Below are 25,626 nucleotides of genomic sequence, written 5' to 3' on the forward strand. Positions count from 1 at the left end.
ATTGGAAGGGTTTGGAATGGCCGAGTACGAAACGATCCTCGTCGAGCAGCGCGGCGGCGTTACGCTCGTCACGCTGAACCGGCCTCAGGCGCTGAACGCGCTCAATTCGCAGGTGCTCGCCGACCTGATTGCCGCGTTTGCTGCGTTCGATGCGGATGCGTCGCAGGGTTGTGCGGTGCTGACAGGTAGCGCGAAGGCGTTCGCGGCGGGGGCGGACATCAAGGAGATGCAGTCGCAGGGGTTCGCGGACATGTACGCGAGCAACTTCTTCGCCGGCTGGGAGAATTTCACGCGGACGCGCAAACCCGTGATCGCGGCGGTCGCGGGCTATGCGCTCGGCGGCGGGTGCGAGTTGGCGATGATGTGCGACTTCATCCTCGCCGCGGATACCGCCAAGTTCGGCCAGCCGGAGATCAAGCTGGCGGTGTCGCCGGGGATGGGCGGATCGCAGCGGCTGACGCGCGCGGTCGGCAAGGCGAAGGCGATGGAGATGTGCCTGACCGGGCGGATGATGGACGCCGCCGAAGCCGAGCGCGCGGGGCTGGTATCGCGGATCGTGCCCGCGGACGATCTGGTCGAGGAGGCGGTGAAGACGGCGACCACGATCGCGGCGATGGCGCCGCTGGCGGTGCTGGCGAACAAGGAAATGGTCAACGCGGCGTTCGAGACGGGGCTTGCGATGGGCGTCCAGTTCGAGCGGCGGCTATTCCACGGGCTGTTCGGGACTGCGGACCAGAGCGAAGGGATGGCCGCGTTTGTGGAGAAGCGTGCCGGCAGCTGGACGGGGAAGTGACCCGATAAGCGTCCGTATCAACCCCGTCACCCCAGCGAAGGCTGGGGTCTCCCCGTTGGCGGCCGAAGCGCCAGCCCCATAAAGATCCCAGCTTTCGCTGGGATGACGATCGTTAAAGAGGATAAGCAATGGCACGGATCGCATTCATCGGCCTCGGCAACATGGGCGGCGGCATGGCGGCGAACCTCGCCAAGAAGGGCCACGACGTTCGCGCGTTCGATCTGAGCGCCGACGCTCTCGACAAGGCCAAGGCCGCGGGGTGCCTGCCGGTCGCGTCCGCTGCCGAGGCCGCCGACGGTGCCGAGGCGATCGTGACGATGCTCCCCGCCGGCAAGCATGTCGCCGAGGTCTATGACGCGCTGTTTGCGGTCGCGTCGCCGTCCGCGATCCTGATCGACTGCTCGACGATCGACGTTGCCACCGCGAAACAGGTCGCCGAGGCTGCGCAGGCCAAGGGGCTCGCCGCGGTCGATGCACCAGTCTCGGGCGGGATCGGCGCGGCCAATGCAGGCACGCTCACCTTCATGGTCGGCGGTTCGGCCGAGGCGTTCGAGCGGGCCCAGCCCATCCTCGCGGACATGGGCAAGGCCGTCATCCACGCCGGCGCGAACGGTGCGGGACAGGCGGCGAAGATCTGCAACAACATGATCCTCGGCGCGACGATGATCGCGACCTGCGAGGCGTTCGTGCTGGCGGAGAAGCTGGGCCTCGATGCGCAGGCGTTCTACGACATCGCCAGCGTGTCGTCGGGCCAGAGCTGGTCAATGACGACGTATGCGCCGCTGCCGGGGATCGGTCCCGATACGCCCGCCGATCATGACTATCAGGGCGGGTTCGCGGCGGCGCTGATGCTGAAAGACCTGCGGCTGGCGATGGCGGCGGCGAAGGATGTCGGCGCGGACACCCCGATGGGCGCGAAGGCCGCCGAGCGCTACGAGGCGTTCGCCGAGGCCGGGCAGGGGGGCCTCGATTTCTCGGCAATCATCCGTACCCTCAAAGACTGAGCTTCAGAGGAAGCGGATCAGCATCAGCAGCAGGCCGAGGATCGACGCCATCCAGCACAGGCTGCGGACATATTTGATCCCGAACAGGTATAGCGGGATGTACGCGATCCGCGCGCCGAACCAGAGCCACGCGCCGATCGCACCGATCCCGCCGGTCCGATCGGTGACGGCCAGCCCTAGAGCGAGCGCGACGAAGACCGGATAGGTTTCCTGGAAATTCTTCAGCGCACGTTCGGCGCGGCCCGCCACAGGGCCCAATGGCTTCTGCTCGCCGTCGCGCGCGCCGGCGTTCCAATCGAGCCCGCGGTCGCGCGTCGCGGTCTGGCCCTGGATCATGACGTACGCGAGCAGCAGGACCGTCGACCAGCCGAGCAGCAGTAATTCCGTAGGCAGGTGCATCATGACCGATCTCCGCTAGCGTCGCGGATGTCGAACGCCGCTAGTGCGCCGATGTTGCGACCTGAATCTGCGGATTGGCAAGCGATTGGCGGGCGTCGTGCGCTTGGTGGAACGCGCGGTCGGCGTCGTCGATCGCCCCGAGCAGCGCGCCGAAGCACGGCACTTCGTCGATCGGATAGACGCGCGACAGATCGTGGCCGAGCGCGAAGACGTCGCGCTGCGTAAGGAGCCCGATCGCGACGATACGGTCTTGGTCGGACATGTTAGGCTCCCGTAGTATAATTTATGTTAACGCACCTTGAACGTTAACGGTACCGGCCGATCTGCAAAACAGGTCCAGTGGAGCCTCAACCGAGCCCAAGTCGCTCGCGCGCCTGCCAACGGGCGATCATCAGTACCGAAACCACCGCCAAGCCGGCTGCCAGCCCGGTCCAGATGCCGACTCCGCCCCAGCCGCGCCCGAAGGCGAGCCAGGCGCCGACGCCGATACCGATCCCCCAATAGCCGATCGCCGCGAATATCATCGGCACCTTGGTATCGCCCAGCCCGCGCAACATGCCCGCGCCGATCACCTGCGCGCCGTCGACCACCTGGAAGATCGCGGCCACCGCGAGCAGCGAGATCGCCAGTGCCACGACCGGCGCATTGGCCGGCGCATCGACGTCGAGGATGATGCCGATCAGCAACTGCGGGGCGAGCACGAGCAATGCGGCGGTCAAAACCATGAATCCTTCGCCGATCGCGAACGCGGCCCAGCCCGCGCGGCCGATCCCGGCGCGGTCGCCGCGTCCGGAGGCGAGCCCGACGCGGACGGTCGCGGCCTGGGCGATGCCGAGCGGGACCATGAAGGTGACGCTGGCGATCTGGATCGCGATCGCGTGCGCGGCCAGCGGCACGGTGCCGAGCAGCCCCATCAGGAACACTGCGGCGATGAACACGGTGGATTCGAACCCGAGCGTGATCGCGATCGGCAGTCCCAGCGTCCACACCGCGCGGTATCGCGGCCAGTCGGCGCGCCAGAACCGGCCGAGCAGGCGATAGCGGCGGAACGGCCTTGCGCAGACGATGACGGCGGCCATCGCGACGAAGCTGAGGCCGTTGGCGATGCTGCTCGCCATGCCCGAGCCGAGCAGGCCGAGCGCGGGCAGGCCGGCATGACCGAAGATCAGCAGCCAGTTGAGGCCGGCGTTGACGACCAAGAGTCCGACCATCACCACCAGCGACCAGCCCGGCCGTTCGAGCGCGGCGACGAACGCGCGCAGGACCAGGAACGCGAGGCTCGGCAGCATGCCCCACATCACCGCACGGACGAACCGCGCCGCGTCGTGCGCGAGCAGCGGGTCCTGGTCGAGCAGGTGGACGAGGATCGCCTCGGCATTCCACAGGATGATCCAGGACGGGAGGCAGAGCGTGGCGGCGACCCAGATCGTCTGGCGCACGGTCCGCCGGATATCGCGCACCGCATGCGGCCGCGCACCCCGCTCGCGCGCGATCATCGGCACGGCGGCGGTGGTGAGGCCCATGCCGAAGACGAGGAACACGAGGTAGAGGTTCAGCCCCAGCGTCGCCGCCGCCAGCGTGTCGGGCCCGAGCCGTCCCAGCATCGCCACGTCGGTCGCGCCAACCAGCGCCTGGGCGAGGTTGGTCGCGACGAGCGGCCAGGCGAGCTTCAGCGTGGCGGCGAATTCGGTGCGCCAGGGACTGGGCGGGGTGGACGTCATGCGCTGGCTTTAGCCGGGTTCGACGGCTTGTCGATCATCGCGAGGGGACGCTACGTAGCTGTCGGAGCAACCAATCCTCCCCCGCAAGGGGGAGGTGGCGCCGAAGGCGAAGGAGGGGGAGGACACGAAACAGAGGTCTCCCTTACCGCCCCCTCCGTCTGGCAAGCGCCAGCCACCTCCCCCTGGCGGGGGAGGATCGATGCGGAGCGACTTTGCTTGCTGAAGCGCGGACGGTTGGATTGACGAGCGACCGACCCATCGAAAGCCGCGCCGCTCCCAAACTCCGTCATCCCAGCGAAAGCTGGGACATTATTACGGGGCGTGGGTCATCTGCCTCGTGGGATACCCCAGCTTTCGCTGGGGCGACGGTTGTTTCGGTCAACTGCACAGACACGGCCGACAGCGCCGTTTCAAAGATGGCAGTGACTACCTCGGCATCGCAGCCACCCCCGCATCTACCGCATCAATCCGGCAGCGCGGAGGGCGTTCTCGATCGTCGCCTGAATACCAACGGGTGCCTTAGCGCGAGGCTTGGACGCAGGTTTCGGCGAAACCGGGATCGCGATCTTCGCGACCCGTTCGACCGGCGCCGGCTTGGCCACCGTTTCCGCCTTAGCCGCCGTCTCCGCCTTCGCCGCCGCGACCAGCCCCCAAGACCTTGCGATCACCGCCGTGCTCGAAATCCCGACATCGAGCATGAACGGCCCCGCGGCCCCCAGCCGGTCGCCGCGCAATGGGTCGATCGGCGTTCCGTGGCCCATGCCCGGCACGGTCCAGTCCTCGACGACGTCGCGTCCCTGCGCATCCGACCAGATCCGGTGGACCGAGGTTCCTAACCGCTCCGTGCGCACCGCGCTCGCGTCGACGCCGTGGATGCCGCGCCATTGCCGTGCGATCGTGTCCGCATTCGCCACGCTGACCGTCGCGTCCGCGCCGCCGTGCCAGATCGCCAGCGTCGGCCAGCGTCCGTCATGCCCGCGCGAGCCGCTGCGGACGGCGTCGACCAGTGCGGTGTCGCTGGTGTCGCCGTGCCCGCGCATCCGGTCGAGCGCCTGCGACACGCCGGTCGCGGTGCCGTAGGCGAGGCCGCCGATCACCGCGCCGCCCGCGAACAGGTCCGGTCGGGTCGCCAGCATCGCCATCGTCATTGCGCCGCCCGCCGACAGCCCGGTGACGTAAACGCGGCTGCGATCGAGATCGTGGCGGGCGATCATCGTCTCGGTCATCTGCGCGATCGATTCCGCCTCGCCGCCGGCTTGCGCGGTGTCCTCGGACGCGAACCAGTTGAAGCAGCGATTGGGATTGTTCGCGCGCGTCTGCTCGGGAAACAGCAGCGCGAAACCGGCACGATCCGCGAGCTTCGACCAGCCCGACCCGTTGTCGTAGCTCGCTGCGGTCTGCGTGCAGCCGTGCAGGACGACGACCAGAGCCGCGCCCGGTGACAAGTCCTTGGGCACGTAGCTGTAGCCGAGCAGAGCGCCCGGATTGGTCCCGAACTCGGTCAGCGACGCCAGGCGGCTCGGCGCGGTGTCGCGCGGCGTCGGGGCCCCGGCACGCGCCATGCGGGCGATGGTATCGGCGATGTTTCTCACGTGAATCGAGCCTTTCGTCGCAGGCGTACTCAGCCGCGATCTTATCTCAACGTCGCATGTACATCATTTGTTGCTGCAGTGCAGCAAAAACGTCAGCCTCAGTGTCGGATCGCGTCGCATGCTTCGGCTATCGCGGCATAGATCCGGTCGAGATCGGTGTCGTCGATGCAATAAGGCGGCATCACGTAGACGGTGTTGCCGAGCGGGCGGAGCAACAGGTCGCGCTCGCCGAAGAAGGCGAGCAGGCGTGGGCCGATCTGCGAGAGATAGCCGTCCTCGCCGCGCAGCTCGACCGCGGTGATGGTGCCGATCTGGCGCGCGTTGGCGATGCGGGGGTGCTCGGCAAGTGCCTCCAGTCGCGAGGTTTGGCGTGCGGCGAGATCGGCGATCCGATCGCGCACCGGTTCGTCGCGCCAGATGGCGAGGTTCGCATTGGCGGCGGCGCAGGCGATCGGGTTGGCGGTGTAGCTCGACGAGTGGAAGAACATCCGCGCGCGGTCGGTGCCGTAATGCGCCTGGTAGATCGCCTCGGTCGCCATCGTCACCGCAAGCGGGATCGCGCCGCCGGTCAGCCCCTTCGACAGGCACAATATGTCGGGCACCACGCCGGCCTGTTCGCAGGCGAGCAAGGTGCCGGTGCGGCCCCAGCCGGTCATCACCTCGTCGGCGATGAACAGCACCTCGTGGCGGGCGCAGATCCGCCGCATCTCGGCAAGGATGTGCGCCGGATAGATGTGCATCCCGCCTGCGCCGAGCAGAAGTGGCTCGACGATGAACGCGGCGGGGTGTGCGGCGCAGGCCTTCTCGAGTGCGTCGAGCGTGACCTGTTCTTGGCCGGCGGCGGGGAAGGGGATCGTGCCGACGTCGAACAGCAGCGGGGCGTAGGCGCGGTTGTAGACGCCGCGCGCGCCGACCGACATCGCGCCGATCGTGTCGCCGTGATAGCCGTGCTCCATTACGAGGATGCGGTGGCGGTCCTCGCCGCGATCGAGCCAGTATCCGAGCGCCATCTTCAGCGCGCACTCGACGCTGGTCGAGCCTGAGTCCGAGAAGAAGACCCGCGTAAGGTCCGGCGGCATGATCGCGGTCAGGCCCCGCGCGAGGTCTTCGGCGGGCTGATGCGTCCATCCGGCGAAGATGATCTGGTCGAGCTTGCCCGCCTGCTCCGCGATCGCCGCCATGATCCTGGGGTTGGCGTGGCCATGCGTGGTGACCCACCAGGACGAGATCGCATCGACGATCCGACGGCCGTCCGATGTGTAGAGTGCGGCGCCGTCGGCATGCGTGACGAGGGGAATCGGCTCGCGAAGGCCGTGCTGCGTGAAGGGATGCCAGACGGGGGAGTCGCTCACCGGAACGCCTCCAAATCGAAATTCGCGGCGAACGCTTGGGCCAGCGTAGAGGCGTTCAGCGGATCGAGACGGGGCAGGCGGCCGAGCCGCCGGACGTCGCCCAGCGACGCGATCGTCGCCTCGCTACCCTCGACCGCGTCGCCGACGAACGCGATGCCGAGGATCGGTACGTTCCGGCTGCGCAGTGCTTCGATCGAGAGCAGGCTGTGGTTGATCGTGCCGAGGCCCGTGCGCGCGACGAGCACGACTGGCTTGCCCCAGCGCGCGAACAGGTTGGCGAAGATCAGGTCGCGCGTCACCGGCACCATCACGCCGCCGGCGCCCTCGACCACCAGCGGGCCATCGACCTCGGGTAGTATGAGCCGATCGGGATCGATCGTCACACGGTCGATCTCGGCGGCGAGATGCGGCGAGCACGGCGTCGTCAGCCGGTATGCTTCGGGCACGACGCGGTCCGCGGGGACACCCAAGGTCACGACCGAAGCCGCATCGCTACCGTCCGCGAGCCCCGCCTGCACCGGCTTCCAGTAGCGCGCGCCGAGCGCGGCGGTCAGCCCGGCGGCGAACACCGTCTTGCCGATATCCGTGTCCGTTCCGGTGACGATAATCGTCATTGCAGCGCCTCCTTCATGACCTCGCCCAAAGCCTCGATATCCGCCGCGGTGGCGTTCAGCGTCAACGATATCCGCAACCGCGACGTCCCCTGGGGCACCGTCGGCGGCCGGATACCCCGCACGTCGAACCCCGCCGCCTGGATCGCGCCGGCGACGTGCATCGTCCGCGCCGCATCGCCGACTATCAGCGGCAGGATCTGCGACCCGGTCGCCGCGACGCCGTACGGCGCCAGCACCCGCTCCGCCGTCGCCACGAGGTCCCACAGCCGCGCCCGCCGCGCGGGTTCGTCCGCCATGATCCGCAACGCTTCGCCGACCGCCAGCGCCATCAGCGGCGACGGCGCGGTCGAGAAGATGAACCCGCGCCCACGATTGACGATGAACGCGCGCATCACCGCCGGGCCACAGAGCAGCGCGCCTTCGCAGCCGAGCGCCTTGCCGCAGGTCCGCAAGGTGATGACGTTGTCGCGTCCGTCGAGCCCTTCGGCGAGGCCATGGCCATCGGTGCCGAACACCCCGGTGGCGTGCGCCTCGTCGATGAGCAGGATCGCGTCGTGACGGTCGGCGATCCGCGCGAGATCTGCGAGCGGCGCACGGTCGCCGTCCATGCTGTAGAGGCTCTCGACCGCGATCCACACGCGGCCCTTGCCGCCAGTCTTCCGCCAGTTGGCGATCACGTCCTCGAATGCGCTCGCGTCATTGTGTTCAGCACTCACGCAGGTCGCCCGTGTCAGCCGCATCCCCTCATGCGCGCTCGCATGGATCAGGGCGTCGTGTACGATCAGGTCGCCGCGCTGCGGCAGCGTCGCGAACAGGATCGTGTTGGCGATGTACCCGCTGGCGAAGAACAACGCCGCCTCGGTCCTGAAGAACCGCGCGGCATCCGCCTCCAGGGTTTCATGCTCGGGCGCATTCCCCCGTAACAACCGCGAGCCCCCCGAGCCGACCGGCACGCCTCTCGACAAAGCCTCGATCATCGCGGCCCGCAGACGATCCGACCCGGCGAGCCCGAGATAGTCGTTCGAGGCGAAGTCGACGCCCGTACGCGGTCGGAGCGATCGGTACCGGTCGGCGGCGGCCAGCGTGGCGAGGTCTCGTTCCTGGTCGGCGAACATCATCGCGCCGCCCTAACCCCAACGCGGCGCGAAGACGATAGCGGGTCGAGGGGGCGTGGGACTTACCCTGCTAGTTTCGAACCCCACTTGTTTCGAACTCCGCTAGATTGGAACTCCGATGACGGCCGCACTCCGTCACCCCAGCGAAAGCTGGGGTATCCCGGTTGGCGGGCGGGCGACCCGAACAAGGAGACCCCAGCTTTCGCTGGGGTGACGGGCGGGGCTGGCGGGGTTGGCGGGGTTCCGGGGGGTGTGCGGTTGCGGTGAGCGCTACCGCTGTCGCTGTCGCCATTTCGACGCAGCAATTCTGCACCACCACCCTGGAACCCGAACTCCGCGACCTAGCCATCCTGCCCCGCGCCTCCTCGCCTCGCCTCGCCGCGCCTCCGCACCCCGTCACCCCGTCACCCCAGCGAAAGCTGGGGTATCCCGGTTGGCGAGCGGGCGACCCGAACGAGGAGACCCCAGCTTTCGCTGGGGTGACGGCCCGAGCCCGTTTTCATAAACGTGACTACGCCTGCAACGCTTCGATAAACCCCCGCGCCCTTGTGCCGACATCCGCCGCGGTCATCCCTGGCGCATACAGCGCGGAGCCGAGACCGAACCCGGCCGCACCCGCCTTGCGCCACTCGGCCATGATCTCCGGCACGACGCCGCCGACGGGGAGCACGCGCGTGTCCTTGGGGAGGACGGCGCGCATCGCCTTCAGTACCGCGGGGCTTGCGGCCTCGGCGGGGAACAGCTTCAGCGCCGCCGCGCCTGCCTCCAGTGCCGCGAACGCTTCGGTCGGCGTGGCAATGCCGGGGAGCGCGACATAGCCCTTCTCCGCCGCTGCCGCGATCACGCGTACGTTCGCGTTGGGGGCGATGATCAGCGTGCCACCCGCCGCGCCGACCGCCGCCACGTCCTCGACGCGTAGCACCGTGCCCGCACCGACGACCGCGCGGCCCTTCAGCGTGCGCGCCAGCCGGGCGATGCTGTCGAGCGGGTCGGGCGAGTTCATCGGCACTTCGAGGATCGTGAAGCCCGCCTCGACCAGTGCCTCGCCGATCGCCTCGACCTCATCGGGCTTCACGCCGCGCAGGATCGCGATCAGCGGGCATTTCGCGAAGGCGTCGTCAAAGGCTTGGCGGTGCGTGGTCATGCTGCAAGATCCTGGATGCGGGTGATGCCGGCCACGAATGCGGCCTGGCTGTCGATATGGTGCGGGGTGCCGCCCAGCGCATCGATCGCGCCGGCATAGAGTGCGCCGAGGGCTGGGTCGGCGAGGATGTGAACCGTGGCGCCCGGCTCGATCCGCGCGGCGGTATCCGCACCGATCAGCAGCCCGCTCGCGAACGAGGCTGCGTGTGCGTCGTCGGCCAGTCCAAGTACGCCACGCGCGCGGATCGCGAAAAGGCTGGCGGCGAGATCGCGCCGTGCCCCCTCGGCGACGCCTTCGAGAAACGCTGGCCCCAACTCGACGGGGTGGCCGAGCTGTCGCGAGAGCACGCCGTGCGCGCGGAGCAGCGCGAAGAGTTCGCCGGTCATCGCCGTCGTAAAGCGGGTGATCGCGCCGCCCTCGACGGTCGCCCATTTGCAATGCGTACCGGGCTGGCAGAGGATCGCGTCGGCCGGCACCAGCCCGGCGGCGACCGCGCCGAGCAACTGCACCTCCTCGCCGCGCATCACGTCGGCATGCAGCCCGTCGCGGTACGACAGCCCCGGCACGATCGCGGTGCGGTCGTCGATCCGGTCGAGCCCGGCGGCGATCTCGGCAAGACCCGCAGGTGCCGCGACATAGGGCACGCTGCGCCAGCCGATGTTCGATCCGACCATCCCGGCGAGCAGCATCGGCAGGTCGCCGAGCCGCGTGCGGATACCGGCGACCTCCGCCTCGTATTCGCCCGCAGCGACGTTAGCGGCGCCGCGATCGTCCCGCTCGGACGCGACGACGACGCCCTCCTCGATCCGGAACGCGCGGCGGTTGCTGGTGCCCCAGTCGACCGCGATAAAAGCATTCATCGTCATCACCTCGGCCCCATCGCACCGCGTGATTATACGACAAATCAGAGCAGCCGCCATGAAGGATTGCCAATACGGCCTTCAAGGCACGTGACAGCGTGGTTCCGTTGCGCCAGAACCTGCGGCGATGAATATCGACATGACAGATAATGACAGTCTTCCCGTCGTCGGTGTGACAGGACGTAACCTGACTCACGGCATGCTCGATACGCTGGGGCGCGCGATCGTCACCGGACGGTACGAGACGCGTCCATTCCCGACCGAGGCGGAGATCGCCAAGACCCACGGCGTCAGCCGCTCGGTGACGCGCGAGGCGGTCAAGATGCTCACCGCCAAGGGGCTGGTCAGCGCACGCCCGCGCCAGGGCACCGTGGTGCAGCCGGCAAGCTCGTGGAACCTGTTCGATACCGACGTCCTGCGCTGGACGCTGGAACGCAAGTTCTCGGTCGAACTGCTGCGCCATTTCAACCAGTTGCGTATCGCGATCGAACCCGAGGCCGCCGCGCTCGCCGCGCGGTTCGGCGATGCGGCGGACGACCTCGCGATCCGCAACGGCCTGGAGCAGATGGAGGCGGGCGAAGCCGGGCTGACCGACCCGCTCGAGGCGGATATCGCCTTCCACGTCGCGATCCTGCGCGCCTCGAAGAACCCGTTCTACGCGCAGTTCCAGTCGGTGGTGTCGACCGCGCTGCGGACCTCGATCCGCTTCACCAACCGTATCAAGGGGCGTTCGGCCAATATCGCCGACCATGCCGCGGTGGCGGACGCGATCATCGCGCGCAATCCGGAGGCCGCGCGGATCGCGATGTCGCGGATCATCGGCGACGTGCTGATCCTGATCGGCGAAGCCTGACCTGCGGAGTACGCGGGGGAAGTCGGGCTCGCGGCCCAGCGCAGGATCGATACGCGGGCGTGGGTCCGCTCGCACGTTGCCCGACAAGGCCGGGGACGGTACGGGCTTTGATACGATAATCGAGAGGATTTCGAATGGTGATTGAGGCGACATCCCAGCAGCCGATCCGGCTGGCGATCATCGGTGTCGGCAAGATCGCACGCGACCAGCATCTGCCCGCCATCGCAGCCGATCCCCGGTTCAACCTGGTCGCGGCCGTCAGCCGCAACGCGGTGGTCGATGGTGTCGCGAACTATCACGATATCGCCGCATTGCTGGCGGATCGAAACGACCTTGATGCGGTGTCGATCTGCACGCCGCCGGTCGGGCGGGCATCGATCGCGATGGCGGCGATCGACGCTGGGCTGGACGTGATGATGGAAAAGCCGCCTGCGGCGACGCTGTCCGAGGTGGCGCGGATCGAGGCGCATGCGGTCGTCGCCGGGCGGACGCTGTTCGCGACATGGCATTCGCGCGAGGCGGCGGGTGTCGCGGCGGCGCGGGCCTGGCTCGCGGATCGCAAGGTCGAGCGCGTGACGATCGAGTGGCGCGAGGACATCCGCCGTTGGCATCCGGGGCAGGACTGGATCCTGGAAGCGGGCGGGTTCGGCGTGTTCGATCCCGGCATCAACGCCCTGTCGATCGCGACCAAAATCCTGCCCGGGGCGTGGACCGTGGAGCGCGCGGTCCTTCGCGTGCCAGAGGGGCGGATGTCGCCGCTGTCTGCCGACCTGACGATGATGTGCGGCGATGTTCCCGCGACCGCCGCCTTCGACTTCCTCCAGGAAGGCCCCCAGCAATGGGATATCGTCGTCGAGACCGATGACGGACGGTTGACGCTGCGGATGGGCGGATCGATCCTGGATATCGACGGGACGGTCACGGAAGCGCCCGATGCGGAATATGCGGGGCTGTATGCCCGGTTCGAGGACCTCGTGCGGACGCGCCGAAGCGACGTCGACGTAACGCCGCTCAGGCTGGTCGCGGATGCGTTCCTGGTCGGCAGCCGCGAGACACTTCCGACATTCGCGTGGTGATCGAACGAACATCCTGATCCAGGATAGCATTGCCGGAACGCGTATCCGGGCGCTCACGTTGAGTGTCTAAAGAAGGATGCGTATCGGTGCTTCAGGTCAGTCAGCAGGTCGTCAACGAACGCGTCACCCCCTTTGCCGCGGGGCCGGTAGCGGTAGCGGTCGTCGAAGGGCTGGGGAAGGGCGACGTGGTCTGCGTCGCTGCCGACGATCAGCGCGCGACGGAGATTTCGGCGATCGCCGCGGCGTTCGCGCCCGATGCGCTGGTGGTGCACTTGCCATCCAGCGACGCGTTGCCGGGGGACGACGCGCCCGCGTCGCCGGCTAACGTCGGTCGCCGGGTTGCCGCCCTGCGCCAGCTGCGTGCTGCGACGGAAGGCAAGGTGCATCCCATCCTGCTCGTGACGACGGCGGAGGCGACTGCGGTTCGCTATCCGGCGCCCGCGATGTTCGATGCGGCTCCGCCTCGGCTGGCTGTCGGCGATGCGATCGACGTCGAGGCGTTTGCCGGGATTGCGGCGGAGATCGGCTATATCGTCGATGACCGCGTCGACGAACCCGGTGAGATCGCGTTGCGCGGGGGCGTGATCGACATCTTCCCGGCGGACCGCGAGCATCCCGTGCGGATCGAGTTTGCCGAGGGTGTCACCACGGGGCTTCGCAACTACGACCCGGTGTCGCAGCTTAGCGAGGGCGATATCGATCGCGTCGAAATCGGTCGAGCGACCGAGCCGACGGTGGAGGACGGCGTCTCCGTTCTGGCGCATCTGCCGGATGCCGCGATCGCGTTCGACGAAGGCGCGGACCGCCGCCGGACGCGGTTTCTCTTGATCGCCGCTGACGGCCTGCCGCGGCGCAAGGCTGTTGCCGATCTGGTGGACGACAAGGCGTGGCAGGCTGCAGTGGCCGAGCGTGACGCGGTAGCGATCGAAGGCAGCGATGCGCAACCGCCGCGGTTCGTGGAACGGCGTGACCCGGCGCGTGCGTTCGCCCGGTTCGCAAAGGATGGTCTGGCCGATGGGCGGCTGTTGATCGTCGGATCGCCGCGCGACCTGCGGTTCCTGCAACCCAGGCTCGAACGCGCGGCGAAGATCGCCTTCGTCCAGATCGAGCGTTGGTCGGAGGTGCACGCGGCAAAGCCCGGCAGCGCGATGATGCTGGCTGCGCCGATCGATCGTGGGTTCGTCGTTGACGGCATGACCGTGATCGCCGGCGCGGACCTGCTCGGTGGGCGTGCGCGCGCAGACGAGATTTCGGGCAGCGGGGCGGGAGCGATTGCCGCACTGGCGAGCGAACTGCGGTGCGGCGACGTGATCGTCCATGAAGAGTTCGGCATCGGCGTCGTCCGCGGCCTGGAGATGCTGCCGGGAACGGATGGCGACGCGATCGTCCTGGAATATGCCAAGGGTGGACGTCGTCTGGTGCCGGTCGCCGAGGCCGATCGGATCTGGCGCTACGGAGCCGAGGTGGACGCCGTGACGCTCGACGCGCTGGACGGATCGTCGTGGCAGAAGCGGCGTGGTGCGATCGATTCGGCGATTGCGGATAGCGCGCGCGATCTTGCCGCGATCGCCGCCGAGCGAGCGGCACGGACGACTGATCCGATCGTACCAGACCGGGCGGCCTATGAGAGGTTCGCTGCCGGGTTCGCCTTTACCGAGACGCCCGATCAGGCCCGGGCGATCACGACGACGCTTGCCGATCTGGCGAGCGGCAAGCCGATGGACCGGCTGGTGATCGGCGATGTTGGCTATGGCAAGACCGAGGTTGCGCTACGTGCCGCCGCCGCAGTGGCGCTGGCAGGACGCCAGGTCGCGATCGCCGCGCCGACTACCGTCCTCGTTCGCCAGCATATCGAGACGTTCGCGCGCCGGTTCGAGGGAAGCGGTATCGTCGTCGCGGGGCTGTCGCGTCTGTCGGGCCCGGCCGAGAAGGCGCGGGTCAAGGCTGGGCTTGCCGACGGATCGATCCAGGTCGTGGTCGGCACCGGGGCGATTGCCGGCAAGGGCGTCGCCTACAAGGATCTGGCGCTGGTGGTGATCGACGAGGAGCAGCGCTTCGGTGCGGCCGACAAGGCGAAGCTGCATGCGCTGGGCGCGGGTCACGTCCTGACGCTGAGCGCGACGCCGATCCCGCGGACGCTGCAATCGGCGATGATCGGGTTGCAGGGACTGTCGGTGATCGCGACGCCGCCTGCGCGCCGCCAGCCGATCCGGACCGCGGTGGCGCATTTCGACGACGCTACCGTCCGTGCCGCGCTGCGTCGCGAACGTGCGCGCGGTGGGCAGAGCTTCGTGGTCGTGCCGCGGATCGACGACATGGCGCCACTGGCCGCGCGGCTCGCCAAGCTCGTGCCCGAACTCGGCCTCGTCCAGGCGCATGGCAAGATGCCGGCGGCGGAGATCGACGAGGCGATGGTCTCGTTCGCGGCGGGCGATGGCGACATCCTGCTGGCGACCAACATCATCGAGGCGGGGCTCGACGTGCCGCGCGCGAACACGATGATCGTCCACCATGCCGACCGTTTCGGCCTGTCGCAGCTTCACCAGTTGCGCGGACGGGTGGGGCGTAGCGGGCGGCGCGGGCAGGTGATGCTGCTGACCGATGGCGACGCGACGATCGCCGAGGGCACGCTGAAGCGCCTGCGGACCTTGCAGGCGTTCGACCGGCTAGGCGCGGGCTTTGCGATCAGCGCGCGCGATCTCGATCTGCGCGGTGCGGGCGATCTGGTCGGCGAGGCGCAGGTCGGCCACATGAAGCTGATCGGCATCGACCTGTACCAGCATCTGTTCGGCCGGGCGTTGCGCAAGGCTCGGCTCGAACGGGACGGGGATACGCTGGTCGACGACTGGACCCCGGAGCTGCATCTGGAACTCGGCGGATGCCTGCCCGAGGACTGGATTCCGGAAACCGAAGTGCGATTGGCGCTGTACGCCCGGCTCGCGCGACTGGACGGTGTCGCCGCGCTCGATCAGTTCGAGGCTGAACTCGACGATCGTTTCGGTGCGATGCCCGATCAAGCCCGGCGTTTGTTGCAGGTCGCGCGGATCCGCACCTTGGCGCGGGCAGCCGATATCCGCCGGATCGACGCCGGGCCTGCCGCGATCGCGCTCACGCCCCATGACCGGCGGACCGCGAAACCCGAGGGCGATCTGGTCGAGAAGAACGGTCGCTGGATCGCCGGCGAGAGCATCGCGGATCCGATCGAACGGGCGAATCGGATCGAGGAGTTGCTCGACGGGATGGTCGCGTAGCGCCTATTCCGCGGCCTGTGCCAGCGGGGGAGACAGCGCCTCGTCGGCGAGCGCGGCCAGGATGGCGCGCAAAAGATCGACGACCCGGGCAAAGCCGGCGCCCGGTGCGTGGAGCTTGCGATCGAGATAGAGCGTGCGATCGAGTTCGAGCTGTACCGCGTGGATATTTGCGGCCGGACGGGCGTGGCGTTCGAGGATGTGCCCGCCGGCATAGGGGGCGTTGATCGCGGTCGAGAAGCCCCTCGCGGTGCATTCGGTCTCGACCCGCGTCACGAACCGCGCCGCTGCGGCGTGCCCGAAACGATCGCCCAGCACGATCCGCGTGCCGCCGGGGCCGAGCGGCGGCATCGAATGCAGGTCGAGCAATACCGCCACCCCGAACTGCGCCTTGGCGGCCTCTAGCGCACTGGAGATCGCTGCGTGATAGGGGCGATGATCCTGTGCGATGCGGGCGGTGACGTCGGCATCGGTGAAACGTCGCGCCCAGAGGTCGCCCGCACCCGACACGCGCCGTGGCACCAGCCCCAGCCCGCTGCGCAGCTTGGCGGACTGCTGCGCCGGCGCCACCGACGCCGCGCCCTCGTCGAGCAGGGGATCGCGTTCGTCTTCGCCGCGGTTGAGGTCGATCCACGCGCGCGCCCGGGTCTGGACGATCGTCGTCTGGTTCGTCCGTGCGGCGCGCGCGACCGCATCGACCAGGCGGTCCTCGAGCGGCAGCAATGCGGCGAGCGGCACGCGGAGCGCGGTCTTCAGCGCCAGGGGATACTCCCGACCGGCATGCGGCACCGACAGCACCACCGGGCTGGTCGGCGGCATCGCGCCGAGGCGTTCGAAGGGAGAGGGGTGCATCGCCCTACGCTAGGGCCGCAGAACCGCCGCGGCAATCGGTCTCGCCTGGGTACCGACCGGCCGTGGGTGGTAGGGGTGTGGCGCCTGATCCGTGCGAATCGCGGTAAACGATCTGGAAATCTTAACGGCTTTGCGCGTAGGGCGAGGTCGAATGTACGTGGAAAAACGGGGCTTTAGACCGATGTTGCGAATTCTGCTGGCCGAGGACGATCAGGTCATGCGCGAATATCTGACGCGCGCGCTCGAACGTTCCGGCTATGCGGTGACGGCGGTCGATCGCGGCACCGCGGCGATCCCGTTGCTCGAAACCGAAACGTTCGACCTGCTGCTGACCGATATCGTGATGCCCGAGATGGACGGCATCGAGCTGGCGCAGAAGGCCGGCGAGATGTGCGCGGACCTGCGGGTGATGTTCATCACGGGGTTTGCGGCGGTGACGCTGAAGGCGGGCCGGGCGATGCCGCACGCCCGCGTCTTGTCCAAGCCGTTCCACCTGCGCGACTTGGTCGCCGAGGTCGATCGCCTGTTCGAGATGGATAATATGACCGGCGTGCATTGAGCGCTTGCACGCCGCGATAACCGCGGCTAGTGGAGCCCTCCGGCGGGCGTGTAGCTCAGTGGTAGAGCACTGTGTTGACATCGCAGGGGTCGCAAGTTCAATCCTTGCCACGCCCACCATTGAAAACCCCGCTAGCCCCATGGCTAGCGGGGTTTTTAACGTTATTGGGTCGGTCCCGTCGTCCCGTTACCGCGCGGAGCAGCTACACGGTCGGGGTTTCAGTCCGGACGAACGGCGTCCGGCATGAGGTCCTGTGGGAACGAAGGCGCGGCGGGGCTCGGAGCCGGGCTTGATGTCGCGGTCGAAGCCCAGCGGTACCCCGATCATTCGACCGCTGCGGGCTTCGGCTTCCGCCGATGTCCCCGCGGTAGTGCGGGACGGCCCCGTCGATGCGTGCCGTTCCGTTTCATGCCCCAGTACCGTCAGCCGTACCGTCAGCCGGCCGCGTCGACCTGATCAAGATAGTCGGCATAGCCCTGCGCCTCCATCTCGTCGCGCGGCACGAACCGCAGCGACGCGGAGTTGATGCAGTAGCGCAGCCCGCCCTGATCCTGCGGGCCGTCCTCGAACACATGGCCGAGATGGCTGTCGGCGCCGGCCGAGCGGATTTCGGTGCGGACCATGCCGTGGCTGCGATCGTGCAGTTCGGTCACATGGATGGGCGAGATCGGCCGGGTGAAGCTGGGCCAGCCGCAGTGGGAATCGAACTTGTCGGCGGACGCGAACAGCGGCTCGCCGGAGACGATGTCGACGTACAGGCCGGGTTCGCGGGTGTTCAGATATTCGCCCGTTCCCGGCCGCTCCGTGCCGCTCTGCTGCGTCACGTGGAACTGCTCGGGGGTGAGCTTGGCGATCGCCTCGTCGGTCTTCTTATACTCGGTCATGGTCATGTCCCATCAGCGTGAACGCGTGGCTCCACCGATAGCGAACGCTCGCATCGATGGGGTTTCCGACAATATAGGGCGTCTTGGCGCTGGCCCAATGCGCGCGGTCGCAGGCCCCTCGGCGATATTCTCCCGGGCACCCCCCGTCCGGCTTTTCAGGCGAGGGCAAAAGCTGTCATGCGCGGCGGATGATTCGCACCCCGCTGTCCGCGCTCGCCTGCATCCTGTTCTCGTCGGGAAGCGCCCTTGCCCAATCGACCGCGGAACCGAGCGAGGCGGCGCCCGACATCGTCGTCACCGGGCGCGGGTTGGCGGATGCGCCCGGCGATCGCGCCTATTCGATCGTCACGATCGAGCGCGACCGGATCCAGGCGAATGCGAGCAATCGGCTGGAGAGCGTGCTCGCCGACGTCGCCGGGTTGCAGCAGTTCCGCCGGTCGGACTCGCGGAGCGCCAATCCGACCAGCCAGGGGGTTTCGCTGCGCGGGATCGGCGGCAATGCCTCCAGTCGCGCGCTGCTGATCTTCGACGGGGTGCCGCAGGCGGATCCGTTCGGCGGCTGGGTCGCGTTTCCGGCCTATGCGAGGGGGCGGCTCGGCCGCATCCGCGTGACGCGCGGTGGCGGCAGCGGATATCAGGGGCCGGGTGCGCTGGCAGGGACGGTCGAGCTGGAGAGCGCGACGCCCGATCAACTGATGCCGTTTCAGGGCAGCGTCGCCTATGGCAGCCGCGACTCGGTCGATGCACAGGGGTCGGCGGCGCTGGTGCGCGGATCGGGGTTCGCGACCTTATCGGGAGCTTACGCGCGCGGGGATGGCTTCACGCCGACCGTCGAGGAAAGTCGCGGGATCGTCGATCGGGCCGCCCCGTACGAGCAGGCTTCGGGAGCGCTGCGGACCGTCGTCGGGATTGACGCGAAGACCGAATTGCAGATGAATGCGAGCGCGTTCACCGACACGCGCGACCGCGGCAGCGACTTCACCGCCAATAAAAGCGAGGGGGCCGATGCGAGCATCCGGCTGATCGGGCGGGGCGCGTGGGGCTATTCGGCGCTGGCGTATCTCCAGACGCGCGCGTTCGCGAGCAGCTTCAACAGCATCAATGCCGCGCGGACGGCCGCGATCCAGTCGCTGAACCAGTATAATACCCCGGCGACCGGGCTCGGCGGGCGGATCGAGATCGCGCCGCCGCTGGGCGAGAGCATCACGCTCAGGCTGGGCGCGGATATCCGTGACGTAAGCGGCAAGACGCAGGAACTCTATACGTTCGTCAACGCGGCGCCGACGCGACGGCGCGAGGCTGGCGGGAGCACGACGACGACCGGCGTGTTCGCCGATGGAAGCCTCGTCGCGGGCGACGTCACGTTCAGTCTTGGCGGGCGGGTCGACTGGTGGTCGATCGATGGCGGCTATCTGACGGAACGGCCGCTGGCGACCGGCGCGGCGCTGACCGACCTGCGCTATGCGGACCGCGACGGCAGCGAGACGACCGGGCGTGCAGGCGTGGCGTACCAGCCGATCGAGGCGCTCACGCTGCGCGCCGCCGGGTATCGCGGGTGGCGCCTGCCGACGCTCAACGAACTGTACCGCCCGTTCCGTGTCGGCAACGACGCGACCGCGGCGAATGCGTTGCTGTCGCCGGAGCGGCTGACCGGGGTCGAGGGTGGCGTCACGCTGACGCCGGCACCGGGGGTGAGCATCGCCGCGACCTATTTCTACAACCGGCTGAAGAACGCGATCGCCAACGTCACGACGACCAACCCGCCGCAGATATTGCCGGGGGTCGTCACCTACCGCGTCCGCCAGAATCTTGACGCGATCCGCGCGCATGGGTTCGAACTGGATGCGTCGTATCGACCTGGTTTATTTGGCGTCCAGGCATCGTGGTCGCACACGAACTCGAAGGTCGAGGGCTCGGGGATCACTGCCGCATTGGATGGCTTGCGGCCGGCACAGACCCCGCGCGACCAGGTGTCGGGAACGGTCGACTGGCGACACGACGCGGCGGCGCTGTCGCTGACCGTGCGGCATATCGGCCGGCAGTTCGACGACGACCAGAATACGCGGGTGCTTGGGGCCGCGACGACGCTGGATGCGTATGCGGCGCTGCCGATCATGCGCTCGCTGGTCGCGGAGGTGCGCGGGGAGAACCTGTTCGACGAGCGCGTCGAGGCAGGGATCAGCGGCGCGAACATCGTCGAACGCGCGACCCCGCGGACGATCTGGGTGGGCTTACGCTACGGGGGGCGGTGATATCTGATCGTCCGCCGCGGAAACGAAGATAGTGTGTTTCCCCGCGAAGGCGGGGACCCAGTCTGGGCTCCCGCCTTCGCGGGAGAACAAGGAGGGGAAAGCGACGTCCTGACCAACACTCCACCATCCCGGCGGAGGCCGGGGCCCAGTTGGCAAGGTCGCATTAACAAAGGGCCGCGCTCGGTTAGCGACGTTCTCCAACTGGGCCCCGGCCTCCGCCGGGGAGGTGCGATGGATGGTGAGCGAGCTTACCCCAGCGCCGCCTCCCTTGGCGGGGAACAACTGTAGAGTGTTCGCCGCGTTGACCCGTGCAGGACGCGCGACTAATGCCACCATTGTGAAGGGTTCCCGGCGACGGGATCAAAAGGGAAGTCGGTGCGCGGGCCGGGTCGTCACGATCCACATCCGCAAGACCGACGCTGTACCCGCAACTGTGACCGGATAGCGGCCACCCCGATTATGCCACTGGGTTCCGACCTGGGAAGGCGGGGTGGAGGCGATGACCCGGAAGCCAGGAGACCTGCCTCTCACGGTCGATCCACTGCGCGGGCGGGTGTCCGGCGCGGACGAGTGCTCCGGTGCATCCGGGTTTCCTCGAGCGAGAGACGTCTGCCGCTCCCGAATGGTCGTGGGCGGTTCTGCCAGGACGTGCCCCATGACGAAATTCTTCCTTCTCCTGAGCGCCGCAGCGATCGTATCGCCGGCCTATGCCCAGGACATCCCCGATACCGACGCCCCCGAACTCGTCGTCACCGCGAGCCGCGTCGCCCAGCCTGCCAGCGAGATCGGGCAGGCGGTGACCGTGATCGACCGCGCCGAGATCGAGCGCCGCCAGACCGTCGTGGTGTCCGATCTGCTCGCGACAACGCCCGGCGTCACCGTCACGCGCAACGGCACGCTCGGTGCGCTGACCGGCGTGCGGATCCGTGGTGCCGAGTCCGACCAGACCCTGGTCGTGATCGACGGGGTGCGCGTCAACGATCCGGCCTCGACCGGCGGCGGCTTCGATTTCGGCAATCTGCTGGCGAGTTCGGTCGAGCGGATCGAGATATTGCGCGGGCCGAACTCGGTGCCATGGGGCAGCCAGGCGATCGGCGGCGTCGTCAACATCATCACCGCAGCGCCGACCGAAGGCGTCCAGGCGCGCGCCAACGCCGAATATGGCTATGCCGACAGCCTGTTCGCGAGCGCGGGCGTGTCGGGCAAGTCGGGTCCGGTGTCCGGATCGCTGACCGGCGGCTATCTGAAGACCGACGGCATCTCGTCGGCGGCCAGCGGCACCGAGCGCGACGGCTATCGCCAATATGGCGCGACGGGGCGGGTGGGCGTCGAGTTCGCGCCGGGGATCGGCCTCGATCTGCGCGGCTATTTCGCGGACAGCAAGGTCGAGATCGACGATGGTTTCGATCCGGAAACCTTCGTGGTCGCGGACAGCCTTGCCTATGGGACCACGCAGGAACTCTACGGCTATGCCGGCCTGCACGCGAACTTCGCCGACGGCCGGTTCAACAACCGCGTCGCGTTCACGATCGCCGACATCAACCGCGACAATTTCTCGCAGCCCGGCGGTGACATGTCGTTCATCGGCCGCGGTCGCAGCGAGCGCTATGAATATCAGGGCGACTTCCGTCCGCTCGACGAGGTCCGCGTGGTCGCGGGCGTCGAGCGCGAGAACAGCCGCTTCAACGACGGCTTCACCTTCGCGGATACCGGGATCACCAGCGTCTACGGCCAGTTGATCGTCAAGCCGCTCGACATCCTCACGATTACCGGCGGCGTCCGCAACGACGATCACGACGATTTCGGCAGCCGCACGACGTTCGGCGCCAACGCGGCGCTGGCATTGCGGACCGGCACGACGCTCCGCGCGAGTTACGGCGAAGGCTTCAAGGCCCCGACCCTGTACCAGCTCTTCTCCGCCTACGGGAACCGCGACCTCGACCCCGAGACCGCACGGAATTTCGACGTTGGTGTCGAACAGGCGTTTCTCGGCGACCGGGTCCGCGCGGGCGTGACGTATTTCAACCGCCGCACGCGCAACCAGATCGACTTCCGCAATTGCAGCCCGGCGGAGCAGGCGACGGCCGGTTCGATCTGCGTCGATCGCCCGTTCGGCGTGTACGACAATGTCGCGCGGGCCGAAGCGGACGGCGTCGAGTTTACGCTCGCGCTGCGTCCGGTCGACGCGCTGACGCTGACCGCCAACTACAGCTATATCCACACCGAGAACCGCGCGATCGGCGCCAATTTCGGCAACGATCTCGCGCGTCGCCCGAAGCAGACCGCGAGCGTCAACGCCGATTACCTGTTCGCGTTCGGGCTGTCGGTCGGCGGCACCGTGTCGCTGGTCGACGACAGCTTCGACGACGCCGCCAACACCACGCGGCTCGACGGCTATGCGCTGGCGGGCATCCGCGCGGAAATGCCGATCGACGATCGGATCGCGCTGTACGGTCGCGTCGATAACCTCACCGACGCGCGGTACGAGACGGTCGCGGGCTACGGCAATTACGGTCGCGCGGCGTATGGCGGCGTGCGGTTGCGCCTGAAGTGAGGTGCGGGGCGATCCTCCTCGCGCTCCTGCTCGGGGGCTGCGCGCAACCCCCCGGAGCGGGCGGTGGCGGGGGGATCGTCTCGACCAATCCGTGCGTGGATTCGGTGCTGGTCCGGATCCTGCCGCCCGCGCGGATCGCCGGGATCAGCCATTATTCGCAAGATCCGTCCGCGACCTCGATCCCGCTCGCCGTTGCGCGGCGGTTTCGCGGCATCGCCGGGACCGCCGAGGAGGTGATCGCGCTGCACCCCGATCTCGTCATCGCCAGCACCTACACCCCGCCCGCGACCCAGGCGGCCTACGCCCGCGCCGGCCTGAAGACGTTGCTGCTCGGCATTCCGGACTCGATCGCCGAGAGCAAGGCGCAGGTCACGCAGATCGCCGATGCCGTCGGCGCGCCCGCGGGTGGCGCGCGGATCAATGCCGATATCGACCGCGCCGTGGCACGCTGGAGCCGGAAAGACGAACCCTCGCCAAGCGCGTTGCTCTATATCAGCGGCGATCTCGCGACCGGAGGGAGCACGTTGCTGAACGAGATGATGACCCACGTCGGCTTCCGCAACGCCGCCGCGACCTATGGCCTGACGCATACCGGCACGCTGTCCGCCGAGACGATCGTGACGCAGCCGCCCGCCATCGTGATAGCCCCCGAACGCGCCAGCCGCGGCACTGCGCTGCGCCGCCGCCTGCTGCCGACCACGCCGCAAGCCGTCTTCCCACGCGTCCTGATCAACTGCGGCGGCCCGACCATCCCGCCCGCGCTCGAACGCCTCGCCGCGATAAGGGCGGGGCTGTGATGCGAGGTTCGAGTATCGGGAAACCTATCCCTGACCACCTCCCCGGCAAAGGCCGGGGCCCAGTTGGCAAGGCTGGAGTAATGCAGCGCTGCCTGCGGTCACGATCGTTCCCCAACTGGGCCCCGGCCTTCGCCGGGGTGGTGGCGGTGGTCGGTATGGGCGAGGGGGCGTTCCGATGACCCGCACGCCCAAACTCATCGCGCTCGGCCTGCTGGTAATTCTCCTGTTCGGCCTCTCGCTCGGCTGCGGGAAAGTCTGGGTGCCGCTTGACGCCTGGTTCTCGAGCGACCCGCGCTGGTGGATCATCCTCGAACTCCGCCTGCCTCGCGCGGTGCTCGGGCTCGCCCTCGGCGCGACGCTCGGGCTGTCGGGTGCGGTCCTGCAAGGCTATCTCCGCAACCCGCTCGCGGACCCGGCGGTCGTCGGCGTGTCGTCGGTCGCGGCACTCGGCGCGGTCGCGGCGATCCTCTTCGGCGCCGGTTCGGGCCTCGCGATCTTCGCCGCGGCGATGCTCGGAGCCGGCGGCGCGGTCGCGTTGCTCGCCGCGCTGACGTGGCGGTCGCCAAGCGCGATCACCTTCATCCTCGCCGGCACCGTGCTCGCCAGCCTCGCCGGTGCGCTGACCGCGTTCCTGATCTCGATCGCGCCGAACCCCTATGCGGTCGCCGAGGTGATCGACTGGATCATGGGCGCGCTCACCGACCGCGGCTGGGACGATATAAAGCGCGCGCTGCCGCCGATGCTGCTCGGTACGGTCCTGCTGCTGCTCACCGGCCGCTCGCTCGACGCGCTGTCGCTGGGCGAGGCAGCGGCGCGGTCGCTCGGCATAAGGATGGGCCGCGTCCGCTGGCTGGTCGTGCTCGGCACCGGCCTCGTGGTCGGCGCGGGCGTCGCGGTGACCGGCGTGATCGGCTTCGTCGGCCTCGTCGTGCCGCATCTGCTCCGCCCGGTCTTCGGCCACCGCCCCAGCGCCCTGCTGCTGCCCTCGGCACTCGGCGGCGCGGCGCTCGTGCTCGCCGCCGACAGCCTCGTCCGCGTCGCCCCCGGCGCAGGCGAAGTCCGGCTGGGCGTCGCGATGGCGCTGATCGGCGCGCCGTTCTTCCTCGGATTGCTGGTCAAGGAACGGGGCCGCGCATGGATCTGATCGTCGACGCGCTGTGCGTGAAACTCGGCAAGCGCACCGTCCTCCACAACGTGTCCGCACACCTGCGCCCCGGCCGCGTCACCGCGATCCTCGGCCCCAACGGCGCCGGCAAGAGCACGCTGGTGAAGGCCGCCGCGGCGCTCGTCGATCGTAGCGGCGGCAGCGTCCGGCTCGACACGCAGGACGTCGCGACGATGGACCCGCGCGCCCGCGCCCGCGCGATCGGCTACCTCCCGCAGGAAGCGACGGTTCACTGGAACATCGTCGCCCGCGACGTCGTCGCGCTCGGCCGCCTGCCGCACCTCGGCGCGCATGCCGCGCCATCGCCCGAAGACCGCGCCGCCGTCGACCGCGCCATGCACGACACCGAGACCACGCACCTCGCCGAACGCCCGGTCGGCGAACTCTCCGGCGGCGAGCGCGCCCGCGTCCTGCTCGCGCGCGTGTTCGCAGGCGAACCCCGCTGGCTGCTCGCCGACGAACCGCTTGCCAGCCTCGACCCCTCGCACCAGATCGACCTGCTCGCCCGCCTGCGCGCCTACGCGGCCGGCGGGGCAGGGGTGGCGATCGTCCTCCACGACCTCGTTCAGGCGCAACGCGCGGCCGACGATGCGCTGGTGATCGCAGACGGTCGCATCATTGCGTTCGGTCCGGTCGCCGAGGTGATGACCGCGGACACACTCGCCCGCGTGTTCGGCGTCCGCGTCGCGCCGCTCGACGACGGAGGCCGCCGCCTGCTAGTCCCAGTCGGGCGTGTCGAGGTAGGCTAGCCAAGCTACACGCTCGGTGGATCGGGGCTAAGCCGGGGCCCGC

22 protein-coding genes, 1 tRNA gene and 1 riboswitch are annotated in these 25,626 nt (G+C 68.5%); of the genes, 12 read left to right on the plus strand and 11 right to left on the minus strand.

Annotated elements, in window-relative coordinates:
- The first annotated feature begins 16 nt into the window (after nt 1-16).
- On the plus strand, nt 17-793 hold the full coding sequence (locus tag NLI89_RS01685) for an enoyl-CoA hydratase (RefSeq protein ID WP_254685413.1): 777 nt from the start codon (nt 17-19) through the stop codon (nt 791-793).
- A 128-nt stretch (nt 794-921) separates the two neighbouring features.
- Nucleotides 922-1,797: a 3-hydroxyisobutyrate dehydrogenase gene (gene mmsB / locus NLI89_RS01690; RefSeq protein ID WP_254685414.1), complete on the plus strand. Its 876-nt coding sequence runs from the start codon at nt 922-924 to the stop codon at nt 1,795-1,797.
- Nucleotides 1,798-1,800: 3 nt separating this feature from the next.
- Here the strand turns inward: mmsB and NLI89_RS01695 are convergent, their stop codons facing one another.
- From NLI89_RS01695 to NLI89_RS01735, 9 genes are all read right to left on the minus strand, one after another.
- Nucleotides 1,801-2,199, minus strand: coding sequence for an MAPEG family protein (locus tag NLI89_RS01695; protein WP_254685415.1), 399 nt, complete (start codon nt 2,197-2,199; stop codon nt 1,801-1,803).
- Nucleotides 2,200-2,236: 37 nt separating this feature from the next.
- Nucleotides 2,237-2,458: a hypothetical protein gene (locus NLI89_RS01700; protein WP_254685416.1), complete on the minus strand. Its 222-nt coding sequence runs from the start codon at nt 2,456-2,458 to the stop codon at nt 2,237-2,239.
- Between the two features lie 85 nt (nt 2,459-2,543).
- Nucleotides 2,544-3,917, minus strand: coding sequence for an MATE family efflux transporter (locus NLI89_RS01705; protein WP_254685417.1), 1,374 nt, complete (start codon nt 3,915-3,917; stop codon nt 2,544-2,546).
- A gap of 455 nt (nt 3,918-4,372) precedes the next feature.
- Complete coding sequence (locus NLI89_RS01710) at nt 4,373-5,509, minus strand: extracellular catalytic domain type 1 short-chain-length polyhydroxyalkanoate depolymerase (protein ID WP_254685418.1); 1,137 nt, start codon at nt 5,507-5,509, stop codon at nt 4,373-4,375.
- Nucleotides 5,510-5,607: 98 nt separating this feature from the next.
- Nucleotides 5,608-6,861, minus strand: a complete 1,254-nt coding sequence (locus NLI89_RS01715; protein ID WP_254685419.1) for an adenosylmethionine--8-amino-7-oxononanoate transaminase — start codon at nt 6,859-6,861, stop codon at nt 5,608-5,610.
- Nucleotides 6,858-7,475: a dethiobiotin synthase gene (gene bioD, locus NLI89_RS01720; protein ID WP_254685420.1), complete on the minus strand. Its 618-nt coding sequence runs from the start codon at nt 7,473-7,475 to the stop codon at nt 6,858-6,860. Before bioD ends, NLI89_RS01715 begins: the two co-directional genes overlap by 4 nt.
- Entirely contained in the window at nt 7,472-8,593 is a 1,122-nt protein-coding gene (locus tag NLI89_RS01725) for an 8-amino-7-oxononanoate synthase (protein ID WP_254685421.1), read from the minus strand. Before NLI89_RS01725 ends, bioD begins: the two co-directional genes overlap by 4 nt.
- A 508-nt stretch (nt 8,594-9,101) precedes the next feature.
- Nucleotides 9,102-9,734, minus strand: coding sequence for a 2-dehydro-3-deoxy-6-phosphogalactonate aldolase (locus NLI89_RS01730; protein WP_254685422.1), 633 nt, complete (start codon nt 9,732-9,734; stop codon nt 9,102-9,104).
- The gene (locus NLI89_RS01735) at nt 9,731-10,600 is read right to left on the minus strand and encodes a 2-dehydro-3-deoxygalactonokinase (protein WP_439144458.1); all 870 of its coding nucleotides are present in this window, start codon (nt 10,598-10,600) and stop codon (nt 9,731-9,733) included. Before NLI89_RS01735 ends, NLI89_RS01730 begins: the two co-directional genes overlap by 4 nt.
- 133 nt (nt 10,601-10,733) lie before the next feature.
- Between NLI89_RS01735 and NLI89_RS01740 the strand changes: the two genes are divergently transcribed.
- The 3 genes from NLI89_RS01740 to NLI89_RS01750 all read left to right on the plus strand — a co-directional run bounded on the left by NLI89_RS01740 (nt 10,734) and on the right by NLI89_RS01750 (nt 15,774).
- Complete coding sequence (locus tag NLI89_RS01740; protein ID WP_254685424.1) at nt 10,734-11,447, plus strand: FadR/GntR family transcriptional regulator; 714 nt, start codon at nt 10,734-10,736, stop codon at nt 11,445-11,447.
- A gap of 134 nt (nt 11,448-11,581) precedes the next feature.
- Nucleotides 11,582-12,523 carry a Gfo/Idh/MocA family protein gene (locus NLI89_RS01745; protein WP_254685425.1) on the plus strand — a complete coding sequence of 314 codons (942 nt, stop codon included), beginning with the start codon at nt 11,582-11,584 and terminating at the stop codon, nt 12,521-12,523.
- An 86-nt stretch (nt 12,524-12,609) separates the two neighbouring features.
- Nucleotides 12,610-15,774 (plus strand): TRCF domain-containing protein, encoded by a 3,165-nt coding sequence (locus tag NLI89_RS01750; protein ID WP_368077233.1) that lies wholly within the window; start codon nt 12,610-12,612, stop codon nt 15,772-15,774.
- A 3-nt stretch (nt 15,775-15,777) separates the two neighbouring features.
- On the opposite strand, the gene NLI89_RS01755 is transcribed toward NLI89_RS01750, so the two are convergent.
- Nucleotides 15,778-16,623: an N-formylglutamate amidohydrolase gene (locus tag NLI89_RS01755; RefSeq protein ID WP_254685426.1), complete on the minus strand. Its 846-nt coding sequence runs from the start codon at nt 16,621-16,623 to the stop codon at nt 15,778-15,780.
- Nucleotides 16,624-16,804: 181 nt separating this feature from the next.
- Between NLI89_RS01755 and cpdR the strand changes: the two genes are divergently transcribed.
- Nucleotides 16,805-17,182 carry a cell cycle two-component system response regulator CpdR gene (cpdR, locus tag NLI89_RS01760; protein WP_254685427.1) on the plus strand — a complete coding sequence of 126 codons (378 nt, stop codon included), beginning with the start codon at nt 16,805-16,807 and terminating at the stop codon, nt 17,180-17,182.
- Between the two features lie 44 nt (nt 17,183-17,226).
- Nucleotides 17,227-17,301: transfer RNA gene (locus tag NLI89_RS01765), tRNA-Val, on the plus strand.
- Nucleotides 17,302-17,616: 315 nt separating this feature from the next.
- Here the strand turns inward: NLI89_RS01765 and msrB are convergent.
- Complete coding sequence (gene msrB, locus NLI89_RS01770; RefSeq protein WP_254685428.1) at nt 17,617-18,066, minus strand: peptide-methionine (R)-S-oxide reductase MsrB; 450 nt, start codon at nt 18,064-18,066, stop codon at nt 17,617-17,619.
- A 188-nt stretch (nt 18,067-18,254) separates the two neighbouring features.
- On the opposite strand from msrB, the gene NLI89_RS01775 reads away from it, so the two are divergent.
- The 5 genes from NLI89_RS01775 (at nt 18,255) to NLI89_RS01795 (ending at nt 25,583) form a co-directional block, all read left to right on the plus strand.
- The gene (locus NLI89_RS01775; protein WP_254685429.1) at nt 18,255-20,318 is read left to right on the plus strand and encodes a TonB-dependent receptor; all 2,064 of its coding nucleotides are present in this window, start codon (nt 18,255-18,257) and stop codon (nt 20,316-20,318) included.
- A 325-nt stretch (nt 20,319-20,643) separates the two neighbouring features.
- Nucleotides 20,644-20,860: riboswitch (cobalamin riboswitch) on the plus strand.
- 113 nt (nt 20,861-20,973) lie between these two features.
- A complete protein-coding gene (locus NLI89_RS01780) occupies nt 20,974-22,872 on the plus strand; it encodes a TonB-dependent receptor plug domain-containing protein (RefSeq protein ID WP_254685430.1) in 1,899 nt (632 codons plus the stop codon).
- On the plus strand, nt 22,869-23,669 hold the full coding sequence (locus NLI89_RS01785) for an ABC transporter substrate-binding protein (RefSeq protein ID WP_368077234.1): 801 nt from the start codon (nt 22,869-22,871) through the stop codon (nt 23,667-23,669). Before NLI89_RS01780 ends, NLI89_RS01785 begins: the two co-directional genes overlap by 4 nt.
- A 175-nt stretch (nt 23,670-23,844) precedes the next feature.
- Nucleotides 23,845-24,813 carry a FecCD family ABC transporter permease gene (locus NLI89_RS01790; RefSeq protein ID WP_254685432.1) on the plus strand — a complete coding sequence of 323 codons (969 nt, stop codon included), beginning with the start codon at nt 23,845-23,847 and terminating at the stop codon, nt 24,811-24,813.
- Complete coding sequence (locus NLI89_RS01795; protein WP_254685433.1) at nt 24,804-25,583, plus strand: ABC transporter ATP-binding protein; 780 nt, start codon at nt 24,804-24,806, stop codon at nt 25,581-25,583. Before NLI89_RS01790 ends, NLI89_RS01795 begins: the two co-directional genes overlap by 10 nt.
- Nucleotides 25,584-25,626: the final 43 nt, after the last annotated feature.

The sequence above is a fragment of the Sphingomonas faeni genome (genome assembly GCF_024273235.1).
In the GTDB taxonomy this organism is placed as follows: Bacteria; Pseudomonadota; Alphaproteobacteria; order Sphingomonadales; family Sphingomonadaceae; genus Sphingomonas; species Sphingomonas faeni_A.

Coding starts and splice junctions, on each gene's coding strand:
- NLI89_RS01795 (WP_254685433.1), top strand. CDS start 24,804: ATGGATCTGATCGTCGACGCGCTGTGCGTGAAACTCGGCAAGCGCACC.
- NLI89_RS01745 (WP_254685425.1), top strand. CDS start 11,582: ATGGTGATTGAGGCGACATCCCAGCAGCCGATCCGGCTGGCGATCATC.
- bioD (WP_254685420.1), bottom strand. CDS start 7,475: ATGACGATTATCGTCACCGGAACGGACACGGATATCGGCAAGACGGTG.
- mmsB (WP_254685414.1), top strand. CDS start 922: ATGGCACGGATCGCATTCATCGGCCTCGGCAACATGGGCGGCGGCATG.
- NLI89_RS01700 (WP_254685416.1), bottom strand. CDS start 2,458: ATGTCCGACCAAGACCGTATCGTCGCGATCGGGCTCCTTACGCAGCGC.
- NLI89_RS01730 (WP_254685422.1), bottom strand. CDS start 9,734: ATGACCACGCACCGCCAAGCCTTTGACGACGCCTTCGCGAAATGCCCG.
- msrB (WP_254685428.1), bottom strand. CDS start 18,066: ATGACCGAGTATAAGAAGACCGACGAGGCGATCGCCAAGCTCACCCCC.
- NLI89_RS01695 (WP_254685415.1), bottom strand. CDS start 2,199: ATGATGCACCTGCCTACGGAATTACTGCTGCTCGGCTGGTCGACGGTC.
- NLI89_RS01755 (WP_254685426.1), bottom strand. CDS start 16,623: ATGCACCCCTCTCCCTTCGAACGCCTCGGCGCGATGCCGCCGACCAGC.
- NLI89_RS01740 (WP_254685424.1), top strand. CDS start 10,734: ATGACAGATAATGACAGTCTTCCCGTCGTCGGTGTGACAGGACGTAAC.
- NLI89_RS01790 (WP_254685432.1), top strand. CDS start 23,845: ATGACCCGCACGCCCAAACTCATCGCGCTCGGCCTGCTGGTAATTCTC.
- NLI89_RS01725 (WP_254685421.1), bottom strand. CDS start 8,593: ATGATGTTCGCCGACCAGGAACGAGACCTCGCCACGCTGGCCGCCGCC.
- NLI89_RS01780 (WP_254685430.1), top strand. CDS start 20,974: ATGACGAAATTCTTCCTTCTCCTGAGCGCCGCAGCGATCGTATCGCCG.
- NLI89_RS01775 (WP_254685429.1), top strand. CDS start 18,255: ATGATTCGCACCCCGCTGTCCGCGCTCGCCTGCATCCTGTTCTCGTCG.
- cpdR (WP_254685427.1), top strand. CDS start 16,805: ATGTTGCGAATTCTGCTGGCCGAGGACGATCAGGTCATGCGCGAATAT.
- NLI89_RS01735 (WP_439144458.1), bottom strand. CDS start 10,600: ATGACGATGAATGCTTTTATCGCGGTCGACTGGGGCACCAGCAACCGC.
- NLI89_RS01685 (WP_254685413.1), top strand. CDS start 17: ATGGCCGAGTACGAAACGATCCTCGTCGAGCAGCGCGGCGGCGTTACG.
- NLI89_RS01705 (WP_254685417.1), bottom strand. CDS start 3,917: ATGACGTCCACCCCGCCCAGTCCCTGGCGCACCGAATTCGCCGCCACG.